Origin of the sequence: Streptomyces sp. 2-1, from assembly GCF_048564895.1 — a bacterium.
Lineage (GTDB): Bacteria > Actinomycetota > Actinomycetes > Streptomycetales > Streptomycetaceae > Streptomyces > Streptomyces phaeochromogenes.
The window spans coordinates 4,941,715-4,967,437 of the sequence record NZ_CP183383.1; the positions used below are offsets into that span (position 1 = coordinate 4,941,715).

The following is a 25,723-nucleotide window of genomic DNA, read 5'->3' on the forward strand; positions in this document are numbered from 1 at the left end:
GTGTCGGATGGAGAAGTCAGACGCCCGCGTAGGAGTGCTTGCCGGTGACGAAGATGTTCACGCCGTAGTAGTTGAACAGCCAGCAGGCGAAGGCAATGAGCGCGATGTACGCGGCCTTGCGGCCCTTCCAGCCGGCGGTGGCCCTGGCGTGCAGGTAGCAGGCGTAGGCGACCCAGGTGATGAAGGACCAGGTCTCCTTGGGGTCCCAGCCCCAGTAGCGGCCCCACGCGTCGCCCGCCCAGATCGCGCCCGCGATGATCGTGAACGTCCACAGCGGGAAGACGGCGGCGTTCACGCGGTACGAGAACTTGTCGAGCGACGCCGACGCGGGCAGCCGCTCCATGACGGAGGTGGCGAAACGGCCGGGCTTCCCGCCGGTCGTCAGCTTGTTCTCGTACGAGTCCTTGAAGAGGTACAGGATCGTGCCGACCGCGCCCACGTAGAAGACGGCACCGCAGAAGATCGCGGTGGAGACGTGGATGTAGAGCCAGTACGAGTGGAGGGCGGGAACCAACTGGTCGCTGGCGGTGTACAAGACAGTGACGGCGAGACCGAGATCGAGGAGGACCGTGGTCACCAGGAAGAGGCCCATCCAGCGGACGTTCTTCTTCATCGCGAGCAGCGCGAGGTACACACCGACGGCGACGGTGGAGAAGGTGATGTTGAACTCGTACATGTTGCCCCACGGCGCCCGCTGCACCGACAGAGCACGCGTGAGCACACCGCCGAAGGCGATGAGGAAGGCGAGCACGGTCAGGGACACGGCGATACGCCCGTAGAGGTCCCCCTGCTCGTCCCCGCCGTGCGCGCCCGGCCCGTCCGGCACGTCCCGGGAGCCGGGTGCGGCCCGCGTGACGACCTTGGGCCGTTCCAGTACGGCGGTTCCGCCCGCGTTCTTCACGGTGACCGCGGGAGCCGCCGCCTTCTTGCTCTTGGCGTCCTTGTCCGCGGTCAGCGCGGCGGCCGTCCGGCCGACCTTGCTGCGGCTGCCGAAGAGCCATTCGGCGATGTACGCGAAGAAGGCCAGCGTGTAGACGGCCATCGCGGAGTAGATCAGCGTGTTGCTGAGGTTCGCGAGGTTTTCGTTGGTCGCGGCGGCGAGCTCGGTTGCGGCGGCGAGAGTCACTTCTCAGCCCCTTCGGCGGCAGGTACGGCGGGGGGTTCGGGGGTGGAGGTCTTTGCTTCCGGGGCCGGGTCGGACTCCGGTGTGTCGGGGGCGCCCGGCGCCATGTCGTACAGGATCCCGGCCAGGTCGCCCAGTTCCTCCGGGACCTTGGCGGACTCGCTGCGGCCGAGGCCGGCCATCTCGACGACGGTGACGCCGTCGGGACCGGCGGTGGCGCGGACCCAGACGCGGCGGCGCTGGATGAAGAGGGACGCGGCGAGGCCGAAGATGGCGGTGAGGGCTCCGGCGAGGGCCCAGCCGGAGCCGGGCTGCTCGGTGACCTGGAAGCCGGCCCACTCCTTGATGTCCTTCTCGAAGGTGATCGAGCCGGCGCCGTTCGGGAGCTTCATGGTCTCGCCGGGCTTCAGGTTCTCCCTGAGCTGCTTGCCCTTGGAGTCCTTGAAGCCCTTCATGTTCTTCTTGTCGAGCTGGTACACGCTCTGCGGGAGTCCCGAGTCCACACCGAGGTCGCCGTGGAAGGCCTCCAGGTTCAGCACCGGGTTGAGCAGCGCGGGGAACTGCGAGACCACCGCGGTGTTCGCCCCGCCGTACGCCGGAAGGAAGAAGGCCCGGAAGCCGAGCTGGTCCTTCTTCCCCTGGGCGTCGCGGTAGCCGTCCATGACCTTGATCGCACCGGTGGAGGTGACGTTGGAGTCGAGCGGCAGCAGCGGCACGGCCTGGCTGTAGACGACGTCGCCCTTGCCGTCCCGGACGGTGACGACGGGCGCGTACCCGTGGCTGACGAGGTAGACCTTCGTGCCGGCGATGTCGAGCGGCTCGTTGACCTTGATCGTCCGCTGCTTCTCCTTGCCGTCGGAGCCCTCGCTGTAGGTGACGTGGGACTCGTACGTGCGCGGGGTGCCCTTGTTGGGCCCGCTCGGCTCGTACGTACCCCTGAAGTTGTCCAGGACGAAGCTGAACGGCTCCAGGTCGTCCGTGCTGAAGAGGCTCCCGGACTTGAAGTCGTCGTACTGCGTGAGGGTGTTGGCGAAGCCGTCGCCCTCGACGATCAGCTTGTTGCCCTCGTACTTGAAGAGCTGGCCCCAGGCGAAGGCGATCAGCATCACGATCAGCGCGATGTGGAAGGCGAGGTTGCCGACCTCCCGGAGGTAGCCCTTCTCGGCGGCGACGGCGTCCCCGGCGGCATGCGCGCGAAAGCGCCGCCGCGTCAGCAGCTTCAGGGCTTCCTCGCGGACCGCCTCGGGCTCGGCCTCGGTGCGCCACGTCGTGTACGCGGGCAGCCGGTTCAGCCGTCGCGGGGCGCCCGGCGGCCTGCCGCGCAGCTGGCCCACGAACTGCCAGGTGCGGGGCACGATGCAGCCGATGAGCGAGATGAACAGCAGGATGTAGATCGCCGAGAACCACGCCGAGCTGTAGACGTTGAAGAGGCCGAGCTTCTCGTAGATCGGCCCCAGGGTCTCGTGCCGGCCCATGAAGTCGGCGACCTTGGTCTCGTCCTGGCCCGTCTGCGGGATCAGGGAACCGGGGATCGCGCCGAGCGACAACAGGAAGAGCAGGATCAGCGCGACCCGCATGGAGGTCAGCTGCCGCCAGAACCAGCGGGCCCACCCGAGGATCTCGCGGCCGGTCCACGCCAGCCATCCCGCCGCGCCGGGGGCGCGCACACCACCGAAGGAGCCCGGTACGACCGTGTCCCGGGGCGCGGTGGACAGCTGCGCCCCGGCGGCGCCGAGTTCGCCCGCGTCCCGCGCCGCGGCGGTGTCGGTCGCGGCGGCGTCGTTCCCCTCACCGGTCGGCACGTCCGTGCCTCGTTCACCGGTCCGCACGTCCGTGTCCCGTGTCGTGCCCATGGATCAGACCCCTACCGTGAAGCCGTTGGACCAGCCCTGCATCTCCTGCACGATGCTGTCCCACGCGCCGGTCAGCAGCAGCAGACCGGTCGCGATCATCATTCCGCCACCGACGCGCATCACCCACACGTAGTGGCGCTTGACCCAGCCGAAGGCACCGAGCGCCTTGCGGAAGGCGACGGCCGCGACGACGAAGGGCACGCCCAGACCGACGCAGTACGCGATGGTCAGTATGGCCCCACGGCCGGCGCTCGCCTGGTCGAAGGCGAGCGCGTTCACGGACGCGAGCGTCGGTCCGATGCAGGGCGTCCAGCCGATGCCGAAGAGCGCGCCGAGCACAGGGGCCCCGACGAGACCGGCCACCGGCCGCTTGTGGAAGCGGAATTCGCGCTGGGTGAGCCAGGGCATCAGGCCCAGGAAGAAGATGCCCATCGCGATCATGAGCCCGCCGAGCACCTTGGAGAGGACGCTCTGGTGCTCCTGCAGCGTCGAGCCGAAGTACCCGAAGAGGGCGCCGCCGGAGACGAACACGGCGGAGAAGCCGAGCACGAAGAGCGAGGCGCCCGCCACCATCCGCCCGCGCTTCGCGTCACCCAGGTCGGTGCCGCCGACGCCGGTGACGTACGACAGATAACCGGGCACCAGCGGCAGTACGCACGGTGAGAAGAAGGAGACGAGTCCGCCGAGTACGGCGATCGGGATGGCGAGTACCAGCGCCCCGGTGAGGACGGTCTGGTTGGGGTCGGTGCCCGCGGCTACGAGAAGGGACACGAGCCGTCACTTCTCCGCGAGGATCGGCTTGAGCATCTTGCGCAGGCTCGCCTCGCTGAGCGCCGACAGCGAGCGGGAGGCGACCTTGCCGTCCCGGTCGAGGACGAGCGTGGAGGGGATCGTCTGCGGGTTGAGCGTGCCCTTCTTGAAGCGGAGCATCAGCTTGCCCGTCGGGTCGTACAGGCTCGGGTACGTGACGCCGTGCGCCTTCTCGAAGGCGATCGCCGGACTGGTGCTGGTGTCGCGGGTGTTGATGCCGACGAACTGCACGCCCTGGTCCTTGAGGTCCTCGGAGACCTTGACGAAGTTCTTCGCCTCCAGGCGGCACGGGCCGCACCAGGAGCCCCAGACGTTCAAGACGACGATCTTGCCCTTGTAGTCGGCGACGTCGAGCTGCTTGCCGTCGATGGTCTTGCCCGAGAGTTCGGGAGCCGCGACCCGGCTGCCCTGCTTCACCGTCGCGATGCCGTCGGAGCCGGTGACGAAGCCGGTGTTGCCTGCCCCTCCGGACTTGCCCCCGGAACCGCACGCGGACAGCAGCAGCGCCGCGACGACGGCCCCGCCGGTCAGCAGGACGGCGCGGCCATGACTACGGCTGCGGCTCTGGCTGCGACTACGGCCGTGGGCCCGGTTCGTACGGTTCGTGCGCTGAGGGGTCCGGATCGAGCGCTGGGGGGCGCGGCTGGCGGCACTCATGTGAAAAGTTTCGCATGTCCGTTCCGAGGATCTTGCCCACCCCCCTCGCAGGCGGAAACCCGCACGTCAGACGCCATTTCGGGCACTGGTCCCGGTGGCCGTCAGGCGGCCTTGTCCGAGCCCTTCTCCGACCTGTTCGCGGAGTTCGTGCCGACATCGCCGAGGAACCCGTTCCAGCCACCGGCCGGTTCCTGCCCCACGCCGAGCGACCGCAGCTTCTCCAGGACGGCCGGGTCCTGCGCGTCGAGCCAGTCCACGAACTGGCGGAACGACACCAGGCGTACGTCCTTCTTGCCGGCGATGTGCTTCAGCGCGCCCTCCACGGCATCCATGTAGATGCCGCCGTTCCACTCCTCGAAGTGGTTGCCGATGAAGAAGGGGGCGCGATTCGTCTCGTATGCCCGCTTGAAGCCAGCTATGTACGACTTGGTCGCCTGCTCGCGCCAGGCCGGGTAGTTGGCGGGCGGCGCCTGCGTCGAGTTGACCGACTGGTTGGCGAGGATGTTGTAGTCCATCGAGAGGACCTCGAAGGTGTGGCCGGGGAAGGGGATCGCCTGGAGCGGCAGGTCCCAGAGGCCGCCGTTCTTCCTGGGCCAGACCTGGGTGCCGCCGGGCGAGGAGGCGTCGTAGCGCCAGCCGAGCTCGCGGGCGGTGGGCAGCAGGTTGCTCTGGCCGAGCAGACAGGGCGTGCGGCCGCCGATGAGTTCCTTCTCGTAGTCGAAGGGCAGCGCGGGCACCTCGGCCTCGCTCCAGCCCGTGTTCGTACGCCATTCCTTCACGAAGGACTTCGCCTGGGCTATCTCGCTCTTCCACTGGGCGGGCGTCCAGTTGCCGACCGTGCCGCTGCCGCCGCAGAAGTGGCCGTTGAAGTGCGTGCCTATCTCGTGGCCGTCGAGCCAGGCCCGCCGGACGTTCTTCAGCGTCGACTTGATGTGGTCGTCCGTCAGATAACCGATGTCGGACGCGCCCGGCGCGTTGTTCGGCGGGAGGTACTTGCGCTTTTTCGACTCGGGCAGCAGATAGAGGCCGGAGAGAAAGAACGTCATGCTCGCGTCGTGCTCTTCGGAGAGTTTCAGGAATCGCTCGAAGAGGCCGTTGCCGACGTCACCCGCGCCGTCCCAGGAAAAGACGACGAACTGCGGCGGGGTCTCGCCGGGTTCGAGACGACGGGGCTTACCGGGCTGCTTCGGCTGCTTCCCGGTGAAGGAGGTGGAACCGTCACCGATGGGGCGTACGGGGTGGTCGCCACGCTTGTTTCCGCCGTTGCCACGGTTTCCGGAACCCCCGACCCCGTCGGAGCCGTCTCCCAGTGCGGTACCGCAGCCCGCGAGTCCCATCGCGGCCGCGGCCCCGACCCCGAGCCCCAGCGCTCCCCTTCGGCTGATGTCGCGCATTCCGTCCCCATTCGTCGTGCCCTGTGCCCATGTCGAATGGACACCGGGTTAGAGGGCACGACGAAGACGGGGGTTCCCGGTCACACGCACATATTTCGGTGACTATCCGAAGATGAACCTGTAACGGACACACCGGAACGCAACAGACCGATTCCCCGTCTCAGCAGGGCGACTTTTTCAAGGGGCCAGGGACCGGCGCGCCTCAGAGGGGCGCGGGGCTGTGACATTTGCGGCTCCGCCGCGGGGCGCGACAAGCCCCCACCGACCCGCACATCACATACCGGCCGATGCACGGAGTGCTTACGCCCCGAAGGCCTTGGACTTGCCCTTCACCGGCTTGGCCCCTGCGAGGAGATGCGCGGGCACAAGATCCCGCGCGGGCTCGCTGTAGCCGACGGACACGATCTTGTCGCCCTGGTACGTGAAGGTCGTCAACGACGCCAACGTGCACTGCCGCTTCCGCGGGTCGTGCCACAACCGCCGCCGCTCCACATAGGACCGCACGATCCAGATCGGCAGCTGATGGCTGACGCACACGGCCTCATGCCCTCGAGCCGCGTCCTTGGCGGCATCGAGCGCCCCCATCATCCGTACGACCTGGTCCACGTACGGCTCGCCCCAGGACGGCTTGAACGGGTTGACGAGGTGTTTCCAGTTCTCGGGCCGGCGCAGCGCACCGTCCCCGACGCCGAAGGTCTTGCCCTGGAAAATGTTCTCGGCCTCGATCAGCCGGCCGTCGGTCGCGAGCTCGAGGCCGTGCGACTTGGCGATCGGCGTGGCCGTCTCCTGCGCTCGCTCCAGCGGCGAGGAGACGACATGGGTGATGTCCCGCGAGGCGAGGTGCTCGGCGACCCGCTCGGCCATCTGCTGCCCGAGCTCGGACAGGCGGTAGCCCGGGAGCCGCCCGTACAGAACCCCGTCCGGGTTCGCGACCTCGCCGTGCCTCATCACGTGTACGACGGTGATGTCACTCATGCTGCCGTGGCCTCCGCTGCTGCCCGTGCCGCCGCCGGAAGGGCGTCGGCGATCCGCTGAACCGCCCGTTCGTCGTGCGCCGTCGACACGAACCAGGACTCGAACGAGGACGGCGGCAGGTACACACCCTGCGCCAGCATCGAGTGGAAGAAGGCGGTGAAGCGGTACGACTCCTGCGCCTTCGCGTCCTCGTAATTACGTACGTCCGCCTCGGTGAAGAAGACGGAGAACATGTTGGACGCGTTCTGCAGCCGGTGCACCACACCTTCCTTGGTGAGGGCGTCCGTGACGAGCGTACGGATCTGCTCGGACACCGCGTCGACCTTCACGTACGCGGCGTCGTCGAGCAGCCGCAGCTGCGCGAGCCCGGCGGCGGTCGCGACCGGGTTCCCGGACAGGGTGCCGGCCTGGTAGACGGGACCCGCGGGCGCGAGGTACGCCATGACGTCCCGCCGCCCGCCGAACGCGGCGGCCGGGAAGCCGCCTCCCATGACCTTGCCGAAGGTCATGAGGTCGGGGGTGACGCCGTCGACGCCGTACCAGCCGGCTTTGCTGGTCCGGAAGCCGGTCATGACCTCGTCGGAGATGAACAGCGCGCCGCCCTCGGCACAGATGTCCTTGAGCCCCTGGTTGAACCCGGGCCCGGGCGGCACGACGCCCATGTTCCCGGGCGAGGCCTCGGTGATCACGCAGGCGATCTCACCGGGATGGGCCCGGAAGGCCTCGCGCACGGCGTCGAGATCGTTGTACGGCAGGACGATGGTGTCCCCGGCCTGGGCGCCGGTGACGCCCGGGGTGTCGGGCAGCCCGAAGGTGGCGACGCCGGAGCCGGCCGCGGCGAGCAGCGCGTCCACGTGCCCGTGGTAGCAGCCGGCGAACTTCACGACCTTGGCGCGGCCGGTGAACCCGCGGGCCAGCCGGATCGCGGACATGGTGGCCTCGGTCCCGCTGGACACGAGCCGCACCTGCTCCAGGGGCTCGATCCGAGCGACCATCTCCTCGGCGAGCGCGACCTCGCCCTCCCCCGGCGTGCCGAAGGAGGTGCCTCGGGAGACGGCCTCCTGGACCGCCGCGATCACCTCGGGACGGGAATGGCCGAGGATCATCGGCCCCCAGGAACAGACCAGGTCCACGTACTCCCTCCCGTCGGCGTCCGTCAGGTAGGGACCGCTGCCGGACACCATGAACCGGGGCGTACCGCCCACGGCCCGGAACGCGCGGACGGGAGAGTTCACGCCACCGGGCGTGACGGCCGCCGCACGGTCGAAAAGGGTCTGCGAGACCGGCGCCTCATAGGGATAAGGGACGGCCTCCCCCGCCTCAGGTACCTCGGGTACCTCAGGCACCTCGGGGGACGCACCGCCGGAGATGTTGTTCGCCTCTGCCATGTACTTCAGCGTACGGCCAGGGGCGGGTGGCTCCGGCTCTGCCCCGGGGTCTCCGACCACGAGGGGCTCCCGCCCGAACCCTCCACTCCGGATGCCCGATTTCACCGATATCTGCTAATCGGCTCGGGAACGGTATACCCTGCTGTGACGCGATACCGCGCGCCGCTCCACTCTTCGTTGGTCACCGCGAGCGCGAACTACCTAGACTCCCTGAAGGTGCCGTTCTCGGGGATAGTTGACTTCACACGCGTGGGGTCGGTCCACGGCGACGGACAAGTGTTTCAACGCACGTTTCGGCGGGCGGTCGTGGGGGAGGTCACTCTCACGATGATCGGGTTGCGTGGCGGGGGTCGCGCGCCTTAGAAAAGCAGTCGGGTGGAGATATGCATCGCGGTGGCGGACTGGGCGAGGGGACCGATGACCTGGGTCCTCGGCGTGCCCGGCGGGGGAAGCACCGACGCGAGGCGGAAGCGGCCGAGACACGTCAGGCACAGGGATCGCAGGGCGAACCTGAGCGGAACGACCCGTCCAGCCGTATGGACGGTATGGACTACACAGACCGCGGGGCGGACCAGCTCAGGGCAGGAAGCGGGAATGGTGGCCGGGTGGGGGTGACGTACAAATACTTCGGAGCCCCGGACGGCGCGACCGCCGCACGCGTTCCGATCTCCATGAGGCCCGAAGAACTCGGCGGCGACGAGCTCGGCATGAACGGCATGTTCACCAAGATCAAGCCGGAGACGATGGCCGCGATGGTCCTCACCGGCATAGAGGGCATACCGCTGCACAAGGTGCCCCCGCTGGAACTCGTCGTCCTCCACCCCGACTACGCCGTCGTCAAGCTCCCCATGACCGTCGTCGACCCCCTCCGCGGCATCGGCGAGGAGGCCGTCGGCGCGGCCGCCTTCATCTGGTCCACGGTCCCGGACCGCGGCGGCCCGCGGGACGCGTACAACGTGTACCAGCTGCTGCACGAGTGGCAGGACTTCTCCCACCGACTGCACGAGGCTGGGCACCAGCCGTACTGCTTGGTGTGGCCCTGACCTGACCCCCTGACCCGGGTTTCTGCGAATCGGGCGGAGCTTTCGGGCTCCGCCCTCGTCGTGTTCTGGGAGGGGCCGTCGTGCGGCCGCCCCCCTTGGAAGCACATGAGTCCGGGCGAGGGCTCTGAGACGCCCCCGCCCGTAAGTGTGTGCCGCTGCCGCCCTCAGCCGCGCAGCGGATGCGTCAGGTGGCCGAGCACCCCCGCCACCAACGCCGTCTGAGCCGGCACCGTGTCCGGGTAGATGAACTCGCCCTGGGCGTGGGCGCCGTCGCCGACCGCGCCCATTCCGCAGAGGACCGGGAGGCCGAGGGCGGCGACGAAGTTGGCGTCGCTGGCGCCGCCGACGGCGGTGTCGGGGAGGGAGTCGCGGCCCTGTTCGCGGGCGACCTCGCGGGCGAGGGCCAGGAGTGGGGCGGAGGCGGCGTTGAGGGTCATCGGGGGGCGGTTCCAGGCGTGGTCGATCTCGATGCGGACGCGGGGGTCGCTCACCTTGATGGCGTCCAGCTCCTCATCCACACGGGTCTGTTCGGCCTCGCTGCTGACCCGGATGTCCACGCCGGCGGTGGCCTGCCCGGCGACTACGTTGATCGCCGAACCGCCCTTGAAGAGGCCGGTGTTGATCGTGGTGCCCCGGTCGGGCGCGGCGACCTTCGCCGCGGCGACCACGAACTCCGACAGCGCGGTGATCGCGCTCGCCCCGTCCTGCGGCGCTAGCCCTGCGTGCGCCTCGACGCCCGTGGCGGTGACCTGGAAGATGCCGGTGCCCTTGCGGGCCGTCTTGACCGCGCCGTGGGCGGTCGGCTCCAGCACCAGCGTGACGTCGGCCTTCTGCGCGACCTCCTCGATCACCGGCCGCGAGGACAGGGAACCGATCTCCTCGTCGCCGTTGAAGAGGAAGGTGACTGTGGGCAGGGGCGCGCCGCTCTCCCGGGCCAGTTTCAGGGCCCAGATCCCCTGGGCCAGGCCGGTCTTCATGTCGAAGATGCCCGGCCCGCCGAGCTTCTCCCGCCCGTCCTCGGACGCCCCCGGCTGCTCCCATCCTGCGAGCGTCCCGGTCGGCCACACGGTGTCGTAGTGGCCGACGAGCAGGACGTGCCCAGCGCCCGCCCCGGTACCGGCGTACGTCAGCGTCAGCGTGTCCCCGCACTCGCCGCCCGGGTAGCGGTGCTCGTGGTCCGGCCGCCCGAGCCGCTGGACGGTCAGTTCGCGCAGGAGGTCCAGGCCGGTTGCCAGGCCGGGAAGGTCGTAGCTGCTGGTCTCCTGGCGTACGAGGGTCAGGATGTCGTCGACGATCCGCGGGGACACCTCCTGGGCTCGGGTGGTGAGGGCGGCGGCGGCTGCAGCTGCGGGTGATGCGGTCATCGTCTTCTTTCTCTTACGGAGGTGGGGCGGCGGTCCTCGGCGAGGGTCCGGTGGCGGAGGGTGCGGTCAGCCGACGCCGAAAGGGATGCCCAGCAGGTACCAGGCCACGAAGAACGCGACCCAGACGACCCAGACGACGGCGGCGATCGGGATCGTGAAGGAGGCCAGCGTGCCGATGCCCGCGGACTTCCGGTACTGCTGGATGAAGCCCAGGGCCATCACGAAGTACGGGCTCATCGGGGTGACGCAGTTGGTGACCGAGTCGGCGACGCGGTAGACGGCCTGGGTCGTCTCGGGCTCGATGCCGATGAGCATCAGCATGGGTATAAGGACGGGCGCGGCCAGGGCCCACAGCGCGGAGCCGCTGGTGATGACGAGGTTCATGAAGGTGATCAGCACGGCGATGCCGACCAGTACGGTCCAGCCGTCCATGTCCAGTTCGCGCAGCGTCTCCGCGCCCTTGACGGCGAGGATGTTGCCGATGTTCGTCCACTTGAAGTACGCGAGGAACTGGGAGATCGCGAAGAACAGGACGAGGATCGGCGCCATCGAACGGGTGCCGTCGACCATCGCGGTGATGATGTCTCCGGCGGCGGAGAAGCTCCCCGTCATCCGCCCGTAGACCGTGCCGAGCACGGCGAAGAACACGCCCAGGACGAGCGCCATCCCGCCGATCAGCGGGGATTCGACGATGCCGCCGCCCTCGCCGCGCAGCGGTGAGGACGCGGGGATCATGGCCACCGCCAGGAACGCGACGAAGCCGAGGGCGACCAGTCCGGTCACGCGCAACGCGCGGCGCTGCTGCTCGGTGACCTCGATCTCCTCCAGCTCGTCGGCGTCGAGCGCGGCGACCGGCTCGTCGGGCTCCAGGTCCGCGCGGCGGGCGAGGACCTTGTCGACGACGAGGGTGATCACCAGGGCCACCAGGACCGACGAGCCGAGCCCGAAGAAGTAGTTGGCCACCGGGGTGACGACGTAGTCCGCGTCGATGGTGTGGGCGGCAGCCGTGGAGATCCCGGACAGCAGTACGTCGGTCGTGGTGAGCGACGGAGAGGCGTCGTAACCGGCGGCGATCGAGACGTAGGCGACGACGCAGCCGAGCACGGGACTGCGGCCCGCCGCACGGAAGACCAGGGCGCCGAGCGGGATGAGCGTGACGTATGCGGCGTCACCGGCGACATGGCTGACCATGGCCGTCATCGACAGCGCGAAGGTCAGGTACTTGCCCGGCACCCGCGCGACCATGCGGCGCAGCAGGGCGGAGAACAGTCCGCTCCGCTCGGCGACGGCGATGCCGAACATCACGGTGAGGATGGTGGCCAGCGGAGGGAAGGCCGCGAAGTTCTCGACGGCGCCCTCGACGGCCATGGTGAGGCCGGCCTTGCTGAGCAGGTTCTGCACGTCGATGGTCTCGTGCGTGCCGGGGTGGACGGCGCTGACACCGATCGCCGCCAGCACGGCACTGAGGACGGCGACGACCCCCGCGAGGATCCAGAACAGCCAGAACGGGTTGGGGAGTCTGTTCCCGACCTTCTCGATCGCCGCGAAACTCCGGAACGCGGCACGCAGGGCTCTCGACCGGGGCTCGGTCGGCTGTGGCTGGGCAGAGGTGGCACTCATCGGTACCTCTTCGTGCATTTGAGGGATGTTCCCGCGAACAATGGCATTCAGATGAGAGATTCTCTATACCCTGGATGTAACGGTGGGATTAATCGGCAGTCTAAGGTGGGGCGCTATGACCCGCCCTCTCCTCGACGAGCTCGACCGGCGCCTCATCGGGGCACTCCACCTGGCACCCCGGGCCACCTGGGACGACATCGGCGCGATCCTGTCCGCCGACGCCGGCACCCTGAAGCGCCGTTACGACCGGCTGCACGAGGCCCGGATGGTCCGCGTGATCGGACAGGCCGACTGGGGCATGCACTCCACGGCGATGCCGGTCCATGTCTTCCTGGACATCACCGGCGAGACCCCGCTGGCCGTCCTGGACCGCCTCCGGGGCCTGCCCCACCTCCAGCTCCTGGCACAGATCTCGGGCGACTACCCGCTCTACGCCGTCGTGCACGCCCCCTCCGACACGGCCACCAGCGAGGCGATCGACCGGATGTTCTCCGTCCCCGGCGTCCGCCGCGTCAAGGCCCTGCCCGCGCTCAGCACCCTGCGCCGGGGCATCACCTGGGACCCGCAGTTCCTGACCGAGACCGAACGGGCCGGCCTGCTCGAACTCACCGGCACCCGCGTCGAGGGCACCGCCACCGCGACGCCCCCCGCCAAGCCCCTCAGCGAGGCCGAACGCACCGTCGTCGCCCAGCTGCTCCAGGACAGCCGGGCCTCCGCCGCGAGCATCGGCCGGGCCGCGGGCCTGGCCACCTCCACCGCACACCGGGTCGTCCGCCGAGTCCTCGACGAACAGTGGGTCAAACCACGCCTGGAGATCGTGTCGGACTGGCTGGGCTTCCAGACCCCCTTCGTACTCCGCCTGCGGATCGCGCCCGGCGAGACCCCCGACGTCATGCGCCGCATCGACCGGCTCCCCCAGACCCGGCTCGCCGCCCACGTGGCCAGCGACATGTCCGTCCTCGCCACCGGCCTGGTCACCGACCGCTCCGCCCTGGCGCTCTTCATCGACAACGAACTCGCCCGGATCCCCGGCATCCTCGGCGTCAGCGTCGACGTCATGCTCGCCGAACCGCGCCGCTACTGGCTGGACCGCGACCTCACCTCGGGCCTCGGCACGTTCCACGCACCGACGCTGCTCTGAGGCGCCGAAGACACCGAGACACCTGAGGCACCCGAGACACCGGCCGGCACCAGGCACCACCAGGCGGCACCGGCCGACACCGGGCGCCATCAAGCACTCCCCCTTCCCCCGCCCCCTTTGCCCTGTCTTTGCGCCACCATCGCCCGAATCCACTTGCGTAAGTCAATCAATCCTGCATATCGTTGAGTAAGTCAAGCAAATCAGCCATCCCCTTCCGACGGAGGCAGCACGATGTCCGACGCCCTTGTCCGATCCGGTGAGGTCGGGGATTCCGCCCCGCCCAGGTCGAACGCCGTGGTGGCGGTCCTGGCCTTCGCCGGAATCGTCGTCTCGCTGATGCAGACCCTGGTGATCCCGATCGTCCCGGAGCTGCCGAAGTACCTGGACGCCTCGGCGTCGAACGCCGCCTGGGCGGTGACCGCCACCCTGCTGGCCGCCGCAGTCGCGACCCCGGTCGTCGGGCGCCTGGGCGACATGTTCGGCAAGCGGCGGATGCTGCTGGTCAGCATCGTCCTGCTGGTGAGCGGCTCGGTGGTGGCCGCGTTCAGCGACTCACTGGTCCCGATGATCGTCGGCCGGGTGCTGCAGGGCCTGGCGGCCGGTGTCGTCCCGCTCGGCATCAGCGTCATGCGTGACGTACTGCCCTCCGAGCGGCTCGCCGGCTCCACCGCGATGATGAGCGCCTCGCTGGGTGTGGGCGGCGCGCTGGGGCTGCCGTCCGCCGCGTTCATCGCCGACAACTACGACTGGCACGTGCTGTTCTGGGTCTCCGCGGTACTCGGTGCCGTCGCCTTCGTACTCGTCCTGACGATCGTGCCCGAGTCGAAGGTGCGGACCGGCGGACGCTTCGACCTGGTCGGCTCACTCGGTCTGTCGGCCGCACTGGTCTCCCTGCTGCTGGCCATCTCCAAGGGCGCCGACTGGGGCTGGGGCAGCGGCACGACGCTCGGCCTGTTCGCCGTCGCGGCCGTCGTGCTGGTGGCGTGGGGCTTCTACGAGCTGCGTACGTCCCAGCCGCTGGTGGATCTGCGGACCACCGCCCGCCGGCAGGTGCTGTTCACCAACCTCGCCTCGATCGCGTTCGGCTTCTCGATGTTCGCGATGTCGCTGGTGCTTCCGCAGCTGCTCCAGCTGCCCGAGCAGACCGGTTACGGCCTCGGCAAGTCCATGATGACCGTCGGCCTGGTGCTGGCCCCGCAGGGTCTGGTGATGATGGCGATGGCGCCGGTCTCCGCCGCGATCACCAAGACCAAGGGTCCGAAGATCACCCTGATGACGGGTGCCGTCATCGTCGCCGTCGGCTACAGCCTCAACATCCTGCTGATGTCCGAGGTCTGGCACCTCATCCTGGTCTCCTGCATCATCGGCGCCGGTGTCGGCTTCGCCTACGGTGCGATGCCCGCGCTGATCATGGGGGCCGTGCCCGCGTCCGAGACGGCCGCCGCCAACAGCCTCAACACCCTGATGCGGTCCATCGGTACGTCCTTCGCGAGCGCCGTCGCCGGTGTCGTACTGGCGCAGATGACCACGGACTTCGGCTCGTCCGCGCTGCCCTCCGAGAACGGCTTCAAGGTGGTCATGGCGATCGGTGCGGGTGCGGCGCTGCTGGCGCTGGTTCTCGCCGCGTTCCTGCCGCGGCAGCGGACCGCCGCGCAGGCCGTGTCCCCGGCCGGGGACACGGACGACAGCGGTCAGGCCGAGGTCACGGAGGTGGCCGGAGTGAAGTCGTAACGCCTCCGGGCCTTTCAAGCACCCAGGCGGTCGCCTCCCACGGGAGGCGACCGCCTGGGTTCGTACGGGATGCGGTCAGGGCTTGCGGCCCAGTCCGCCGTGCTGGCCGATCGGCGTCGGGGCCGTGTCCGACTTCTCCGGGTGCCAGAGCGGGACCGAGACGACCCCGGGCTCGACGAGTTCGAGGCCCTCGAAGAACGCCTCGATCTGGGAGACGGGACGCAGGAAGTACGGGACCGCGCCGGTCTCGTTGTAGCCGTCCTGGGCCGCCTCGTACGCCGGGTCGGTGCCGCGGGAGCCGTCGTTGATGCACAGGTAGCTGCCCGACGGGAGGCCGTCCACGAGGGCGCTGACGAGGGTGCGGGCCCGGTCGTAGTCCGCGACGTGGCCGAGGATGCCGCTGAGGATCAGGGCGGTCGGGCGGGAGAGGTCCAGGGTCCGGGCGGCCTCCGCCAGGATGAGGTCCGGCTCGTAGAGGCTGGAGTCCACGTAGTCGGTGGCCCCCTCCTTCGACGAGGTCAGCAGGACGCGCGCGTGGGCGAGGACCAGCGGGTCGTTGTCGACGTAGACGATCCTGGACTCCGGCGCGATGCGCTGGGCGACCTCGTGGGTGTTGTCCACGGTCGGCAGGCCCGTACCGACGTCCAGGAACTGCCGGACGCCCGCCTCCTCCACCAGATGACGGATGCTGCGGCCGAGGAAGGCTCGGCTGCTGCGGGCGATCGTCACGATGCCGGGGAAGACGGCGGTGTACGCGTCGCCGGCCTCCTCGTCCACGGGGTAGTTGTCCTTGCCACCCAGCCAGTAGTTCCAGATCCGCGCCGAGTGCGGCACGGAGGTGTCGATTCTCTGCCTCGCCGCCGGGCCGGTCGAGCTCTCGTGGTCGGTCATGGGCACCGTCTTCTCATCCAAGGCGTGTACGGACACGCACAAACATAAGGTTCAAGATTCACCGATCAAGGTCCAATCTCCAAGATACGTACGGCATTTCGCACTTCGTGTGCCACCCCTGGTACCGCGGTGGCGCGCGGGGCGGTCGCACGGCCGTGCACTGCCCGCCGGACCGCCCGACGGGGCGTGTGATGATGGCGGAAGTCGTGGAGAGATGCGGGGGTGGGCGACCATGACCAGCCGGTTGCTGATGCCGTACCGGAGCGCCGGACGCGCTGCCCGGTCGGACGTACGGCGGGTGGCCCGGCCACCGGAGGTACGGGGTTCGACGCGGGCCACCGAGATCCTGGACTGGACGGATCCGGGTGTCACCGCCCTGGTGAACCGGGTCCGGGAGCGGGCCTCCGCGTCCGAGACGCTGCGCGTGGCGCACGGGATCGTCGCGCGGGAGATCCGGCCGGTGTACTCCGTGGAGGACCGGCGGCGGGTCTCGACGACACTGCGGCTGGGGCGCGGTTCGTGCAGTCAGCGGATTGCGGTCCTTGAGGCGGTCGCCCGTGCCGTGGGCATCCGTACGCGGGTACGGGGCCTGCTCGTCGACGGCGTCTTCTGGTATCCGCGGTTCCCCCGGCTGAAGCCGCTGGTGCCCGAGCAGGTGCTGCTGGCCTGGCCGGAGTTCCGGCTGGAGGGCGCGTGGGTGCCTATCGGCGAGCTGTTCGGGAAGGGCGGCGACGGCGGGTTCACCAACCGGGGTGGCGAGACCCTCTTCGACGCCGTGGCCCGTACGACCGTCGACTGGGGTGGTGCGACTGCCTGCGGCGGCGCGGGTGGGGGCTGCGATCTGTCGGCCCAGGTCCGGACGGACCTCGGCCACTTCGACTCCCGCGATGCGCTCTTCGCGCAGCACGGCCAGACGTTGTGCTTCGCGGCGCGCGCGGTGTCCGAGCCGGTGCTGGGGCGGTGGAGTGCGGGCTCCTGAATGTCTCCGGTGTGCACGTGACTCATCGCGTGCGGGTGGGTGGGGGCTGAGTGCGCGGTTCCCCGCGCCCCTTAAAGAACAGGTAGCCCCCTGCCTTTAAGGGGCGCGGGGAACTGCGCACCAGCACCCCACCCACCCGCACCCGTCGAACAAGCCACGGCTCAAGCGGCCAGCGAAACCGCCCCGACCGCCGGTGTCCGCAGCGCGCGCCGAGCTGTGACCAGGCTGGTCACGAACACCGCCGCCCCCGCGACCCCCACGATCCCGAACCAGATGCCCAGTCCTCCCTCCGGGAGGACGGAGTCCGTGCGGACCATCGTGAAGGGGATGATCCCGGCGAGCCCGGCGGCCGTGCCGAAGAAGACACCCGTCACCGTGAGGACGAGGGACTCGATGCCGATCATGCCGAGGACCTGACCCGGCGTCGCCCCCGCGAGCCGCTGCTGGCCGAACTCCCGGCGGCGGTAGGTCGTCGCCGCGTACAGCGAGTTGATCAGCATGATGCAGGAGAAGACCACGATGATGCCGACGACCACGAGGTTCAGGGTCTCGAGGTTCTTGGCGTCGATGGACTTCGGGACTCCGGAGGCGTCGATGGCGTCGTTCTCGACGGCCTGCATGTAGAGGGTCGCCGTCGCCATGCCGGTGAAGAGGATCAACGGCATGAGGACCCCGGACAGCTGCGCGGCACGCTCCCGCATGGTGCGTACGGCGAGATAGCCGCTCGGGCCCGTCGGCGGAAGCCGGTCGAGCAGGGCCCTCAGCAGCTTCGGCGAGAGCAGTGCGAAGCCGACCGCGAGCAGGATCGCGCCGTACGCGGCCGGTGCCATCAGCGCGGCGGCGGTCGAGGAGAACGCGAAGGTGGAGCAGACCGACAGGCTGCCGAGGACCAGGGCGGCGCGGACGAAGAACGTCCGTCCCCTGCCGCGGGGGCCGGTCTTCCGGGTGGCCCGGCGGACCGCGAGGAACGCCGCGCCCGCCGCCGCGAGGACCGTGATGTCGATGCCGGAGAGCAGCGCGACCGTTCCGAAGGTGTAGTCGACGGACTCGGCGACCTGCCCGCTGTCCTGGAAGAGGTCGAGCAGCAGCCGTCCGCCGAGCATCGCGGGACCGATCGCCAGCAGTGCGCCCACCAGGGCGACGGCCACCGACTCCCCCACGACCATCCGCTTGATCTGTGCGGGGGTCGCGCCGGAGCAGCGCAACAGCTCGATCTCGGCGGAGCGTTGACGGACGTTCACCGTCAGGGTGGAGGCGACGGCGAAGAACACCAGGAGGGTGCCGTAGCCGCCGACGACGCCCGCCGCGGTGGAGAGGCTCTCCGCGCTGGTGGCGTCGACGCCCTTGGCGCCGGCCGTGTCGTGCATCGAGTTGAAGGTCATGATGATCGCCGCGCCCAGGAAGGCGGACAGCAGCGTCGCGCCGAAACGACCGGGGCGCCGGCGGATGGAGCGCAGGGCCAGAGCGAACATGTCGTCACACCCCCGCCATCACGTCGTCGCCGAGGTGCGCGAGGCGCTCGGCCACCGCGTCCGCGGTCGGCCGGTGCATCTCACCGGCGAGCCTGCCGTCCGCGAGGAACAGCACCGAGTCGGCGTACGAGGCCGCCACCGGGTCGTGGGTCACCATGACGACCGTACGGCCGTGGACCCGTACCGCCTCCTGGAGGAGCCGCAGGACGTCCCGCGCGCTGCGGGTGTCGAGGGCGCCGGTCGGCTCGTCGGCGAAGATCACGCTCGGCTCGGTGACCAGGGCGCGGGCGATGGCGACGCGCTGGCGCTGGCCGCCGGAGAGCTGGTCGGGCCGGTGGCCGAGGCGGTCGCCGAGGCCGACGGCGGTGAGGATCTCCTGCACCCGGGCCCGGTCGACGCGGCGGCGGGCGAGCTTGAGCGGCAGGATCGTGTTCTGGGCGACGGTGAGGGTGTCCAGCAGGTTGTACTGCTGGAAGACGAAGCCGATCCGGTTGCGCCGGAACTTCGTCAGCTCGGCCTCCGTGCCGCCGGTCATCTCGGCGCCGTCGACCACGACGATGCCGCTGTCGGGCCGGTCGAGTCCGGCCGCGCACTGCAGCAGCGTGGACTTGCCGGAGCCCGAGGGCCCCATCACCGCGGTGAACGTGCCGCGCGGCAGGGCGAGCGTCACCCCGTCGAGGGCGGTCACCGCGTTCTCCTCGCCCCCGTAGGTCTTGGTGACCTTGACCAGCCGCAGTGCCTCGGCGGCGGGGCCCGTGCCGTGCTCGTGGTTGCGTCGATCGGTTCGGCGAAACATCGTCATCAGCCTCCGTCGGGCACCGTCCGTGCCCCGCTGTCGGGCACTTCCTGTGCCCTGCCGAAGACGCTACGGAGAAGGCGGGGCAGGCACATTGGGCGCAGAACCCGTATCGGGGGGTGTACCCAGCGACACCTCCCCCGGCGGGAAATCCCGGTCCCGCCGAAGGCAAACCCCGGTCCTGGAGGGAAATCCGGGCCGCACACCGCCTCGAACAGCGGACTTGTAGGTGGCATGACCACACTCATGCGTGGCCTTTGCCTCCGCTTCGCCGCCCGTACGCCTCCACTTGCTTGCATCGACGGCATGGACCACATCACGTTCCTTGTGGCCGTCGTCATCGTCACGGCCCTCGCCTTCGACTTCACCAACGGCTTCCACGACACGGCGAACGCGATGGCGACGTCCATCGCCACCGGCGCGCTGCGCCCCAGAACGGCGGTCCTGATCAGCGGCGTACTGAACGTCGGCGGCGCGTTCCTGTCCACCGAGGTCGCCAAGACGATCTCCGGCGGGATCGTGGACGACACCCTGGTGACACCGGGCATGATCTTCGCCGGTCTGGTCGGCGCGATCCTGTGGAACCTCGCGACCTGGCTGCTCGGACTGCCGTCGAGCTCGTCGCACGCGCTGTTCGGCGGCCTCATCGGGGCCGTCTGGGTGGGCGCCGGCGAGCACGGGGTGCACTTCGACAAGGTCGTGGAGAAGGTGCTGATCCCGGCGGTCGCCTCGCCGCTGGTGGCGGGCGTGGCCGCGCTGATCGCCACGTACCTCGCGTACCGGATCACCGCACGGGCGCGGCAGAAGACGGTGACCAAGGGGTTCCGGCTCGGGCAGATCGCCTCGGCGTCCCTGGTCTCGCTCGCGCACGGCACCAACGACGCGCAGAAGACGATGGGCGTCATCACGCTCACGCTGATCTCGGCAGGGGCGCTCGGCCATGACGCAGGGCCGCCCCTGTGGGTGATCGCGTCGGCCGGTCTCGCGATCGGCCTCGGTACGTATCTCGGCGGCTGGCGGATCATCCGGACGATGGGCAAGGGGCTGACCGACATCCAGTCGCCGCAGGGCTTCGCCGCGGAGGCCGCCTCCACGACGGTGATCCTGACCTCCGCGCACCTCGGGTTCGCCCTGTCGACCACACAGGTGTGCTCAGGCGGCATCCTCGGCGCGGGCCTGGGCAGGCGTCTCGCCGAGGTGCGGTGGGGCACGGCGGGACGGATGGTGGTGGCGTGGCTGGTGACGCTTCCCGCCGCCGCGCTGGTCGGCGGCCTCTCCGCGAGCGTGGTGACGCACGGCGGGAACTTCGGCATCGTGGTAATCGCACTCCTCGCGCTCGCCGTCGCCACCTTCATCGTGGTCATGTCGCGCCGCAACCCGGTGCACGCGTCCAACGTCAACGAGACCCACGAGGTCAGCGTCCGCGGCGCGGCCTCGACGCAGGTCTCCACCGCCGCCTGATCCGCCCCGGCCCGGGAGAGCAAGGAGAGTACGAACGATGCAGCTGGACTGGAGCGCCCTCGGCGAGGTCGCCGCGGTGAGTACCGGAGTCACGGTCGGAGTGGTCGTCGTCTTCGCCCTCGGCGTGCTGGGCCTGGCCCGCGCCGAGACCGCGCGGGAGGGCGACGGAGGCACCGACCCGGTGGGGCTCGGCGTGGCCGGGCTGTGTTTCCTGGCGTGCGCGAGCGTGGTGGCGTACGGGATCTATCTGATCGTGCCGCAGTTCCACTGATTCTCCCGGGGAGCAGAGATGACCGAGCTGCTGAGTGACATGCGCGTCGACTACACCGACCACGACGACCCGGTGCTGATCCGCCCCGACGGCAGTCCGGTGGACACCTGGCGGGAGAACTACCCGTACGAACAGCGCATGGAGCGCGGCGAGTACGACTGGCACAAGCGGCTGCAGCAGATCGAGCTGCTGAAGCTGCAGAGCTGGATCAAGGAGACCGGGCGTCGGCTCGTCGTCGTCTTCGAGGGGCGGGACGCGGCCGGCAAGGGCGGCACGATCAAGCGCTTCACCGAGCATCTCAATCCACGCGGCGCCCGGGTGGTGGCCCTGGAGAAGCCGACGGAGCGCGAGCAGGGGCAGTGGTACTTCCAGCGGTACGTCGAGCATCTGCCGACGGCCGGGGAGATCGTGCTGTTCGACCGGTCCTGGTACAACCGGGCCGGGGTGGAGCGGGTGATGGGCTTCTGCACGGGCGACGAGTACCGGCGCTTCATGCGACAGGCGCCCGCCTTCGAGCGGATGCTCGTCGACGACGGCGTGGACCTGGTGAAGTTCTGGTTCTCGGTGTCGCAGGGCGAGCAGCGCACACGCTTCACGATCCGGCAGGTCGACCCCGTACGGCAGTGGAAGCTCAGCCCCATGGACGTCGCGTCCCTCGACCTCTGGGACGACTACACCGCCGCCAAGGTCGCCATGTTCCGCGAGACGGACACCGAACAGGCCCCGTGGACCGTGGTGAAGAGCAACGACAAGAAGCGGGCCCGCGTGGAGGCCATGCGCAGCGTGCTGGACCGCTTCGACTACACGGGCAAGGACGACGAGGTGGTCGGAAAGCCGGACCCGCGGGTGGTCGGCGCGGCGGCGACCCTCCTGGAGGCGGGCGAGGACGACGAGTTGCAGGAGGGCTGGTAGGGGGCTCGTGGAGTAACTCTCGGCCGGGCTCGCGGAGGAGCGCCTGGACCCACCGGTGGTCCGAAGGCGTACGCGGACACCTCAGCCCCCGCCGCCCCGGCCCACCGTGAACCCGATCGCCGACCCCCCGCCCTCCCGGCGCCGGGCGAACGGGTCTCCGCCGTGGGCGGCGGCCACCTCGCGGACGATCGACAGTCCGAGCCCGGAGCCGGGCAGGCTCCGGGCGTCCGGCGCGCGGTAGAAGCGGTCGAAGACCCGGTCGAGGTCCTCCTCGGCGATACCGGGCCCACGGTCGAGAACCTCGACACGGACAGCGGCGCCCACGTCGGCACCGGCGCTCGTCCCCACCGGCACCCCAGTTCCCGTCACCACGATGTCGATCGGCTCGCCCCCGCCCCGGTCGAACTTCGCCGCGTTGTCGACGAGGTTGGACAGCGCCCGTTGCAGCGCGCCGGGCCGGCCGTCGACCACCGTGTCGCCGGACACCCGCACCGTGACGGCCCGGCCCGTCCGCCGCCGCGCCGCCACCGCCACGTCCTCGGCGATGTCGGCGAGGGCCACCCGCTGGAGCGGCTCCCGGTCCGACTGTCCGGCCGCGAGGTCGACCAACTCGTTGACCAGGTCGGTGAGTTCGCGGGATTCCTGGGCGAGGTCGGCGACCAGTTCCCCGCGGGCCGCGGGCGGCAGTTCGTCGATCCGGCGGAGCATCGAGATGTTGGTGCGCAGGGAGGTCAGGGGCGTACGGAGTTCATGGCCCGCGTCCTGGACGAGGCGCCGCTGGTCCTCCTCGGACTGGGCGAGGCGGCCCAGCATGCGGTCGAAGGAGCGGCCGAGCCGCGCCACCTCGTCGTATCCGGCGACCGGCACCTGGATGCCGAGCCGCCCGGTGCGCGCCACGTCCTCCGCGGCCCCGGCGAGCCGGACGAGCCGCGAGGTGATGCGCCGGGCCAGCCACCAGCCGAAGAGACCGGCGGCGATCACGACGGCGCCCACCAGCAGCACGGTCCGCTGCTGGAGTTCCCGCAGCAGGTCCTCCGTGTCGCTGAACTCCTGCGCGATCTGCACCGCGCCCCGCCCGTCGCCGAGCGAGACGGTGGCCACCCGGTACATGCCGTCGCCGACGTCGACGTCACGGTGTTCCACCAACTGGCCGGCCGGCCGCGCGGCTGCGATCCGCCTGTCGTCGGCCCCGACGGGCAGCGGCGGATGGCCGCGGTCGACGACCGAAGCGTCCGGCCCGAGGACCTGTACGACCGTGCCGCTCGGCCTGATGAGTTCGTCGCGCGGGCCGCCGTCGGCGTCCGCGGTGGCGAAGTCGGCCGGGGTCAGCGCGCTGTGCCGCACCTCGTCGAGCAGGTCCTGCACGACACCCTCGAACACGGTCTGCTGGTCGACGCGTACGAGCCGGGCGGCGGCGTCGTACGACAGGAACCCGACGAGGACCGTGACGGCCGCCGCCACCGCCGCGAACGACACCGTGAAGGTGGTGCGCAGCGAGGACAGCCGCGCCCGGGCCACCCAGCGCCTCAGGCGCGCGCCGGAGCGCACTCAGTCCTCCCTCAGCACGTACCCCACACCGCGCACCGTGTGGATCAGGGAGGGCGCGCCCGGCTCGTCGAGCTTGCGCCGCAGGTAACCGACATACACGGCGAGGTTCTTGGAGCCGGGCCCGAAGTCGTAGCCCCAGATGCGGTCGTAGATGGTCGTGTGGTCCAGGACGATGCCCGCGTTGCGGACGAGCAGTTCGAGCAGGTCGAACTCGGTGCGGGTGAGCTCGACCTCGTGCGGGCCCCGCCACACGCGGCGCGCCTGCGGATCGATGCGCAGACCCGCTGCGGCGATCTGGCCGTCGGGCATGCGCGGCGGTTCACTGGGTACGTCGACGGGGGCGCCCGTACGCCGGAGCAGGGCCCGGAGCCGGGCGAAGACCTCCTCGACGTCGAACGGCTTTACCACGTAGTCGTCGGCGCCCGCGTCCAGACCGGCGATACGGTCCGCGGTCTCGACGAGTGCGGTGAGCATCAGGATCGGGGTGCGGTTGCCCTCCGCACGCAGGACGCGACAGACCTGGAGGCCGTCGATGCCCGGCATCATCACATCGAGAACGAGCACGTCGGGTGGGGTGCGGTGGGCCTGCGCGAGCGCCTCGACGCCGTCGGCGACCGCCGTGACCGCGTATCCCTCCAGGGTCAGGGCCCGCTCCAGGGCATGGCGGATCGCACGGTCGTCCTCGGCGAGCAGCAGATTCTGGGGCACGGGACCAGTCTGCCAAGCCCCGCGGTACGTACTACCTGCTGGAGAGGGGTACGGCCGGGCCTCTTACCCGGCTCTCACCCTGCCGGGACCGGTGGCTTACCTCGCCCCGCCACTGTGTCCCCGATGCCGGGGGCGAGCGCCGCAACGGGGAGGCAGCGCACCGCATGAAACGTAGGGAGACCACCGAACGCATGAGGATCGTGTTCCTTCTGCACAACGCGTACGCCATCGGGGGGACCGTCCGCACCACGCTCAACCTCGCGGCGGCGCTCGCCGGGCGGCACGACGTGGAGATCGTGTCGATGAGGCGGCACCGGGACGAGCCGAGGTTCACCGTCGACCCGCGGATCACGATCATCCCGCTGGTGGACGAACGGGACGGCAGCCAGGACCTCACCGACCCGTCCTACGCACAGCCGGCCGTCGACTTCCCCGCCTCCGACAAGCGCTACGAGCAGTACACCCGGCTCACCGACCTGCGCGCCCGCGACCATCTGGCGGCCTGCGACGCGGACGTGGTGATCGGCACCCGGCCCGGCATCAACGTGTACGTGGCCCGGTTCGCCCCGCGCCGGGCGCTGCGGATCGCCCAGGAGCATCTGCGGCACGACTCGCACAGCAAGCGGCTGCGGGGTGTCCTGGCCCGCGCCTACCGCTCTCTGGACGCGGTGGTGACGACGACGGAGGCGGACGCCGAGGTGTACCGGCAGCGGATGCCGCTGCCGGGCGTACGGGTCGCCGCGGTGCCGAACATGGTGCCCGCGCCGGTCGGGATCACTCGGGACGACACGACGAAGGTGATCACCGCGGCGGGCCGTCTGGTCCGCGGCAAACGCTTCGACCTGCTGATCGAGGCCTTCTCCGCGGTCGCCTCGAAGGAACCCGACTGGCAGCTGCGGATCTTCGGCGGCGGTCCCGAGCGAGAACACCTCCAGCACCTGATCGACGGCCTGGGCCTGGCCGGGCACGCCCGCCTGATGGGACCGCGTACGCCGATCGAGGCGGAGTTCGCCAGATCGGCGATGGTGGTCTCGGCCTCGGACGCGGAGTCGTTCGGGATGACCCTGGTCGAGGCGATGCGCTGCGGGGTGCCGGTGATCAGCACGGACTGCCCGCTGGGCCCCGCCGAGATCATCACGGACGGCGTCGACGGCCGGCTCGTCCCCGTGGGCGACGCCCGCTCCCTCGCCGAGGCGATGCTCGACCTGATCACGGACGACCCGCTGCGGCAGGCGATGGGCGAGGCGGCGCTACGAAGTTCCCACCGCTACGACGCCGACCCGATCGTCGACCGCTACGAGGCCCTGTTCACGGAACTCAGGGCCACCCGCGCCCGCCGCGCCTGGACCCGGACCCGGTCCCGCGCCCTGAACTGGGCCCGCCGACAGCCACACCGCTTCCGCCGCACGACGAACACCCGGACCCCCACCATCAACAGCACAAGACCCACAGGACCGTGACGCCCGGGGCTCCGAGGACGTCACCTCCAGTACGCCGGGCGGCCCACATGGGTTCCCAGTCCCCCAGGACCGCCCGGCTCCCGCACCGGTCCGCCCGGCTTCCCGGCCCGGTGCGACGAGCCGCCC

At 70.0% G+C, this 25,723-nt stretch carries 22 protein-coding genes; 8 read left to right on the forward strand and 14 right to left on the reverse strand.

Features of this window, described 5'->3' with window-relative positions; genetic code table 11:
• Positions 1 to 16 precede the first annotated feature (16 nt).
• The 7 genes from ccsB to hemL form a co-directional block, all read right to left on the reverse strand.
• Positions 17 to 1,126 carry a c-type cytochrome biogenesis protein CcsB gene (gene ccsB, locus ACN20J_RS21750; protein WP_190230975.1) on the reverse strand — a complete coding sequence of 370 codons (1,110 nt, stop codon included), beginning with the start codon at positions 1,124 to 1,126 and terminating at the stop codon, positions 17 to 19.
• The gene (resB, locus tag ACN20J_RS21755; protein WP_419666569.1) at positions 1,123 to 2,976 is read right to left on the reverse strand and encodes a cytochrome c biogenesis protein ResB; all 1,854 of its coding nucleotides are present in this window, start codon (positions 2,974 to 2,976) and stop codon (positions 1,123 to 1,125) included. Before resB ends, ccsB begins: the two co-directional genes overlap by 4 nt.
• A 3-nt stretch (positions 2,977 to 2,979) precedes the next feature.
• A complete protein-coding gene (locus ACN20J_RS21760) occupies positions 2,980 to 3,747 on the reverse strand; it encodes a cytochrome c biogenesis CcdA family protein (RefSeq protein WP_189844885.1) in 768 nt (255 codons plus the stop codon).
• Positions 3,748 to 3,753: 6 nt separating this feature from the next.
• Positions 3,754 to 4,443, reverse strand: coding sequence for a TlpA family protein disulfide reductase (locus ACN20J_RS21765; protein WP_189844886.1), 690 nt, complete (start codon positions 4,441 to 4,443; stop codon positions 3,754 to 3,756).
• A gap of 101 nt (positions 4,444 to 4,544) precedes the next feature.
• Entirely contained in the window at positions 4,545 to 5,837 is a 1,293-nt protein-coding gene (locus ACN20J_RS21770) for a hypothetical protein (RefSeq protein WP_419666570.1), read from the reverse strand.
• Between the two features lie 300 nt (positions 5,838 to 6,137).
• Positions 6,138 to 6,812 (reverse strand): histidine phosphatase family protein, encoded by a 675-nt coding sequence (locus tag ACN20J_RS21775; protein WP_055611091.1) that lies wholly within the window; start codon positions 6,810 to 6,812, stop codon positions 6,138 to 6,140.
• Positions 6,809 to 8,200, reverse strand: coding sequence for a glutamate-1-semialdehyde 2,1-aminomutase (gene hemL, locus ACN20J_RS21780; RefSeq protein WP_246575491.1), 1,392 nt, complete (start codon positions 8,198 to 8,200; stop codon positions 6,809 to 6,811). The genes ACN20J_RS21775 and hemL overlap by 4 nt, the downstream gene beginning before the upstream one ends.
• Before the next feature lie 383 nt (positions 8,201 to 8,583).
• Between hemL and ACN20J_RS21785 the strand changes: the two genes are divergently transcribed.
• A complete protein-coding gene (locus ACN20J_RS21785; protein ID WP_189844889.1) occupies positions 8,584 to 9,243 on the forward strand; it encodes a hypothetical protein in 660 nt (219 codons plus the stop codon).
• A gap of 164 nt (positions 9,244 to 9,407) precedes the next feature.
• On the opposite strand, the gene ACN20J_RS21790 is transcribed toward ACN20J_RS21785, so the two are convergent.
• The gene (locus ACN20J_RS21790; protein ID WP_419666571.1) at positions 9,408 to 10,607 is read right to left on the reverse strand and encodes a M20 family metallopeptidase; all 1,200 of its coding nucleotides are present in this window, start codon (positions 10,605 to 10,607) and stop codon (positions 9,408 to 9,410) included.
• Between the two features lie 66 nt (positions 10,608 to 10,673).
• The gene (locus ACN20J_RS21795) at positions 10,674 to 12,227 is read right to left on the reverse strand and encodes an AbgT family transporter (protein WP_419666572.1); all 1,554 of its coding nucleotides are present in this window, start codon (positions 12,225 to 12,227) and stop codon (positions 10,674 to 10,676) included.
• Positions 12,228 to 12,342: 115 nt separating this feature from the next.
• Here ACN20J_RS21795 and ACN20J_RS21800 point away from each other — a divergent pair, with 115 nt between their 5' ends.
• Both ACN20J_RS21800 and ACN20J_RS21805 read left to right on the forward strand, forming a co-directional pair.
• Entirely contained in the window at positions 12,343 to 13,368 is a 1,026-nt protein-coding gene (locus tag ACN20J_RS21800) for an Lrp/AsnC family transcriptional regulator (RefSeq protein ID WP_190230959.1), read from the forward strand.
• 231 nt (positions 13,369 to 13,599) lie between these two features.
• Entirely contained in the window at positions 13,600 to 15,099 is a 1,500-nt protein-coding gene (locus ACN20J_RS21805) for an MFS transporter (protein ID WP_419666573.1), read from the forward strand.
• A gap of 75 nt (positions 15,100 to 15,174) precedes the next feature.
• On the opposite strand, the gene ACN20J_RS21810 is transcribed toward ACN20J_RS21805, so the two are convergent.
• Entirely contained in the window at positions 15,175 to 15,990 is an 816-nt protein-coding gene (locus ACN20J_RS21810; protein WP_189844894.1) for an SAM-dependent methyltransferase, read from the reverse strand.
• A gap of 232 nt (positions 15,991 to 16,222) precedes the next feature.
• Here ACN20J_RS21810 and ACN20J_RS21815 point away from each other — a divergent pair, with 232 nt between their 5' ends.
• Positions 16,223 to 16,969, forward strand: coding sequence for a transglutaminase domain-containing protein (locus ACN20J_RS21815; protein WP_419666574.1), 747 nt, complete (start codon positions 16,223 to 16,225; stop codon positions 16,967 to 16,969).
• A 161-nt stretch (positions 16,970 to 17,130) separates the two neighbouring features.
• Here ACN20J_RS21815 and ACN20J_RS21820 read toward each other — a convergent pair whose 3' ends face one another.
• Together ACN20J_RS21820 and ACN20J_RS21825 are read right to left on the reverse strand one after the other, a co-directional pair.
• On the reverse strand, positions 17,131 to 18,441 hold the full coding sequence (locus tag ACN20J_RS21820; RefSeq protein ID WP_361903772.1) for an FtsX-like permease family protein: 1,311 nt from the start codon (positions 18,439 to 18,441) through the stop codon (positions 17,131 to 17,133).
• Between the two features lie 4 nt (positions 18,442 to 18,445).
• Entirely contained in the window at positions 18,446 to 19,243 is a 798-nt protein-coding gene (locus ACN20J_RS21825) for an ABC transporter ATP-binding protein (RefSeq protein WP_372505634.1), read from the reverse strand.
• 300 nt (positions 19,244 to 19,543) lie between these two features.
• On the opposite strand from ACN20J_RS21825, the gene ACN20J_RS21830 reads away from it, so the two are divergent.
• The 3 genes from ACN20J_RS21830 to ppk2 are packed head-to-tail and all read left to right on the forward strand — an operon-like array spanning position 19,544 to position 21,881.
• A complete protein-coding gene (locus ACN20J_RS21830) occupies positions 19,544 to 20,698 on the forward strand; it encodes an anion permease (RefSeq protein WP_419666575.1) in 1,155 nt (384 codons plus the stop codon).
• A 37-nt stretch (positions 20,699 to 20,735) separates the two neighbouring features.
• Positions 20,736 to 20,969, forward strand: a complete 234-nt coding sequence (locus ACN20J_RS21835; protein ID WP_143644145.1) for a hypothetical protein — start codon at positions 20,736 to 20,738, stop codon at positions 20,967 to 20,969.
• A gap of 18 nt (positions 20,970 to 20,987) precedes the next feature.
• A complete protein-coding gene (ppk2, locus tag ACN20J_RS21840) occupies positions 20,988 to 21,881 on the forward strand; it encodes a polyphosphate kinase 2 (protein ID WP_361922022.1) in 894 nt (297 codons plus the stop codon).
• A gap of 81 nt (positions 21,882 to 21,962) precedes the next feature.
• On the opposite strand, the gene ACN20J_RS21845 is transcribed toward ppk2, so the two are convergent.
• Positions 21,963 to 23,429: an ATP-binding protein gene (locus ACN20J_RS21845; RefSeq protein ID WP_419666576.1), complete on the reverse strand. Its 1,467-nt coding sequence runs from the start codon at positions 23,427 to 23,429 to the stop codon at positions 21,963 to 21,965.
• Complete coding sequence (locus ACN20J_RS21850; protein ID WP_055610892.1) at positions 23,430 to 24,137, reverse strand: response regulator transcription factor; 708 nt, start codon at positions 24,135 to 24,137, stop codon at positions 23,430 to 23,432. It lies immediately after the preceding gene.
• Positions 24,138 to 24,328: 191 nt separating this feature from the next.
• Between ACN20J_RS21850 and ACN20J_RS21855 the strand changes: the two genes are divergently transcribed.
• Complete coding sequence (locus tag ACN20J_RS21855) at positions 24,329 to 25,597, forward strand: glycosyltransferase family 4 protein (RefSeq protein WP_419668924.1); 1,269 nt, start codon at positions 24,329 to 24,331, stop codon at positions 25,595 to 25,597.
• The last annotated feature ends 126 nt before the right edge of the window (positions 25,598 to 25,723 follow it).

What these genes read in the sequence shown, in the direction of transcription:
- ACN20J_RS21785 (WP_189844889.1), top strand. Translation starts at nt 8,584, where the DNA reads ATGCATCGCGGTGGCGGACTGGGCGAGGGGACCGATGACCTGGGTCCT.
- ACN20J_RS21830 (WP_419666575.1), top strand. Translation starts at nt 19,544, where the DNA reads ATGGACCACATCACGTTCCTTGTGGCCGTCGTCATCGTCACGGCCCTC.
- ACN20J_RS21815 (WP_419666574.1), top strand. Translation starts at nt 16,223, where the DNA reads ATGACCAGCCGGTTGCTGATGCCGTACCGGAGCGCCGGACGCGCTGCC.
- ACN20J_RS21805 (WP_419666573.1), top strand. Translation starts at nt 13,600, where the DNA reads ATGTCCGACGCCCTTGTCCGATCCGGTGAGGTCGGGGATTCCGCCCCG.
- resB (WP_419666569.1), bottom strand. Translation starts at nt 2,976, where the DNA reads ATGGGCACGACACGGGACACGGACGTGCGGACCGGTGAACGAGGCACG.
- ACN20J_RS21790 (WP_419666571.1), bottom strand. Translation starts at nt 10,607, where the DNA reads ATGACCGCATCACCCGCAGCTGCAGCCGCCGCCGCCCTCACCACCCGA.
- ppk2 (WP_361922022.1), top strand. Translation starts at nt 20,988, where the DNA reads ATGACCGAGCTGCTGAGTGACATGCGCGTCGACTACACCGACCACGAC.
- ACN20J_RS21810 (WP_189844894.1), bottom strand. Translation starts at nt 15,990, where the DNA reads ATGACCGACCACGAGAGCTCGACCGGCCCGGCGGCGAGGCAGAGAATC.
- hemL (WP_246575491.1), bottom strand. Translation starts at nt 8,200, where the DNA reads ATGGCAGAGGCGAACAACATCTCCGGCGGTGCGTCCCCCGAGGTGCCT.
- ACN20J_RS21825 (WP_372505634.1), bottom strand. Translation starts at nt 19,243, where the DNA reads ATGACGATGTTTCGCCGAACCGATCGACGCAACCACGAGCACGGCACG.
- ACN20J_RS21765 (WP_189844886.1), bottom strand. Translation starts at nt 4,443, where the DNA reads ATGAGTGCCGCCAGCCGCGCCCCCCAGCGCTCGATCCGGACCCCTCAG.
- ACN20J_RS21855 (WP_419668924.1), top strand. Translation starts at nt 24,329, where the DNA reads ATGAGGATCGTGTTCCTTCTGCACAACGCGTACGCCATCGGGGGGACC.
- ACN20J_RS21800 (WP_190230959.1), top strand. Translation starts at nt 12,343, where the DNA reads ATGACCCGCCCTCTCCTCGACGAGCTCGACCGGCGCCTCATCGGGGCA.
- ACN20J_RS21835 (WP_143644145.1), top strand. Translation starts at nt 20,736, where the DNA reads ATGCAGCTGGACTGGAGCGCCCTCGGCGAGGTCGCCGCGGTGAGTACC.
- ACN20J_RS21770 (WP_419666570.1), bottom strand. Translation starts at nt 5,837, where the DNA reads ATGCGCGACATCAGCCGAAGGGGAGCGCTGGGGCTCGGGGTCGGGGCC.
- ACN20J_RS21795 (WP_419666572.1), bottom strand. Translation starts at nt 12,227, where the DNA reads ATGAGTGCCACCTCTGCCCAGCCACAGCCGACCGAGCCCCGGTCGAGA.
- ACN20J_RS21820 (WP_361903772.1), bottom strand. Translation starts at nt 18,441, where the DNA reads ATGTTCGCTCTGGCCCTGCGCTCCATCCGCCGGCGCCCCGGTCGTTTC.
- ACN20J_RS21775 (WP_055611091.1), bottom strand. Translation starts at nt 6,812, where the DNA reads ATGAGTGACATCACCGTCGTACACGTGATGAGGCACGGCGAGGTCGCG.